The sequence below is a fragment of the Pseudomonas sp. CM25 genome (genome assembly GCF_013179705.1).
Lineage (GTDB): Bacteria > Pseudomonadota > Gammaproteobacteria > Pseudomonadales > Pseudomonadaceae > Aquipseudomonas.
In genome coordinates this window covers 1-2,212 of the sequence record NZ_JABMCW010000560.1, presented here as the reverse complement: position 1 = coordinate 2,212, position 2,212 = coordinate 1, and the positions used below count along the sequence as shown (strand labels likewise).

At 63.7% G+C, this 2,212-nt stretch carries 2 protein-coding genes and 1 pseudogene; 2 read left to right on the top strand and 1 reads right to left on the bottom strand.

What is annotated here, in order from left to right:
• Both proB and HP546_RS29380 read left to right on the top strand, forming a co-directional pair.
• On the top strand, positions 1 to 748 hold a 748-nt coding region (gene proB / locus HP546_RS29385; RefSeq protein WP_172233127.1), incomplete at its 5' end, for a glutamate 5-kinase.
• On the top strand, positions 745 to 1,206 hold the full coding sequence (locus tag HP546_RS29380; protein ID WP_172233124.1) for a CreA family protein: 462 nt from the start codon (positions 745 to 747) through the stop codon (positions 1,204 to 1,206). The genes proB and HP546_RS29380, both read left to right, overlap by 4 nt.
• A gap of 149 nt (positions 1,207 to 1,355) precedes the next feature.
• On the opposite strand, the pseudogene HP546_RS29375 reads toward HP546_RS29380, so the two are convergent.
• Positions 1,356 to 2,212, bottom strand: a pseudogene (locus HP546_RS29375) (chromosome partitioning protein ParA); the annotation flags it as partial.

The following is a 2,212-nucleotide window of genomic DNA, read 5'->3' as shown; positions in this document are numbered from 1 at the left end:
CCTGCGCACCCTGGTCGACCTGGGTGTAGTGCCGGTGATCAACGAAAACGACACCGTGGTCACCGACGAAATCCGCTTCGGCGACAACGACACCCTGGCGGCGCTGGTGGCCAACCTGGTCGAAGCCGACCTGCTGGTGATCCTCACCGACCGCGATGGCATGTTTGACGCCGACCCGCGCAACAACCCCGAAGCCCAGCTGATCTACGAGGCTCGTGCCGACGACCCGGCGCTGGACGCGGTGGCCGGCAGTACCGGTGGTGCCCTGGGCCGTGGCGGTATGCAGACCAAGCTGCGTGCCGCGCGCCTGGCTGCCCGTTCCGGTGCTCATACCATCATCATCGGTGGCCGCATCGAGCGCGTGCTGGACCGCCTCAAGGCCGGCGAGCGCCTGGGGACCCTGCTGTCGCCCGAGCGCGGCATGCTGGCTGCACGCAAGCAGTGGCTGGCCGGTCACCTGCAAACCCGCGGCACGCTGGTGCTGGATGCCGGTGCCGTGCAGGCGCTGCGTGAGGCCAACAAGAGCTTGTTGCCGGTGGGTGTGAAAACCGTGCAGGGCAGCTTCCGCCGTGGCGAGATGGTGGTGTGCGTTGGCCCGGACGGTATTGAAGTGGCTCGCGGGCTGGCCAACTACAGCGCCCTGGAGGCGCAGAAGATCATTGGTCAGTCGTCCGCTACCATCGAGTCGATCCTCGGCTATAGCGCCGAGCCTGAGCTGGTACACCGCGACAATCTGGTGCTGGTATGAAGCTGCTGAAGAGGGCGCTTGCCCTGGCGTTGTTCGCGCTGCCAGTAGTGGCCGGGGCTGAGGAAATCGGCCAGGTGTCCACTGTGTTCAAGTTCCTCGGGCCGAACGACCGGATTGTGGTCGAAGCGTTCGACGACCCCAAGGTCGAGGGTGTGACCTGCTACCTGTCGCGGGCCAAGACCGGCGGGGTGAAGGGTGGCCTGGGGCTGGCCGAGGACCGTGCGGAGGCGTCGATTGCCTGTCGCCAGGTCGGGCCGATCAGCTTCAAGGGTGAGCTCAAGGATGGCGATGAGGTGTTCAAGGAACGCACCTCGCTGGTGTTCAAGACCATGCAGGTGGTGAGGTTCCTCGACAAGAAGCGCAATACCCTGGTGTACCTGGTGTACAGCGACCGCATTGTCGAAGGCAGCCCGCAGAATGCGGTGACTGCGATTCCGATCCTGCCTTGGGCTCATTGATAGCCAGGTAGATTGCCGGGAGGCCTTTGGCCTCCATTCGCCGGCAAGCCAGCTCCCACAAGTACTGCGCAGATCTTGAAACTTGTGCATTACCTGTGGGAGCTGGCTTGCCGGCGATAGGGCCGCAAAGCGGCCCCAGTACACCGATATCAGGCCAGTTCCTCGGCCTGATGATCCTCACGCACAACCGGCTTCACCTCATCCAGCCGGCTGATGAACTTCCAGTCCGCTTCGTCGATATAGATGCCATTCGGCCCGCTGCCGCCTTCCAGGTCGATGGCCACATGCGCCGACACCTGCGGTTTCACGCTCGCCAGAATCGGCACAAAGCCCAGTTGCAGGCTGGTCTCCAGCAGTGCCGCCTGGTTGCGTTCGTCGATGTCCGCCGCTTCGTCCAGGTAGTACGGCAGGCGGATGCGCCCGGCCAGGTCGCGGTCCATCAGGTGCAGCAACAAATACATGTTGGTCAGCGCCTTGATGGTCATGGTGGTGCCGTTGGACGCCGCACCGTCGATGTCGGCGTGGATGATCGGCTGGCCGTTGACCTTGGTGATCTCGAACGCCAGCTCGAACAGGTCCTTCAGGCCTAGCTGGTTGTGGTTGGCGGCCACCAGGCGTGCCAGGTATTCCTTGGCTTCCTCGTTCTTGTTGTCCTGATCGGCGCTCTGGGTCAGGTCGAAGACCGACAGGGTTTCGCCTTCTTCATACTGCCCGGCACTGTGGATGATCTGGTCGATGTGCTTGAGCGCTTCCTTGTTCGGCGCCAGCACCACGCGGAAGCTCTCCAGGTTGGAGACCTGGCGCTTGTTGATCTCGCGGTTGAACAGGGCCAGCTGGTGCTCGAGGCTGTCGTAGTCGCTGCGGATGTTGCGCAGGGTACGGGCGATGTCGGTGACTGCCGCGCGGCGTGCCTTGGCCAGGGTCAGGGCTTCGTCGGTGCGGTGCGCGTAGGCGTTCACCAGCAACTGCAGGCGGCGCTCCATGTCGTCTTCGCTGTCGAACTTGG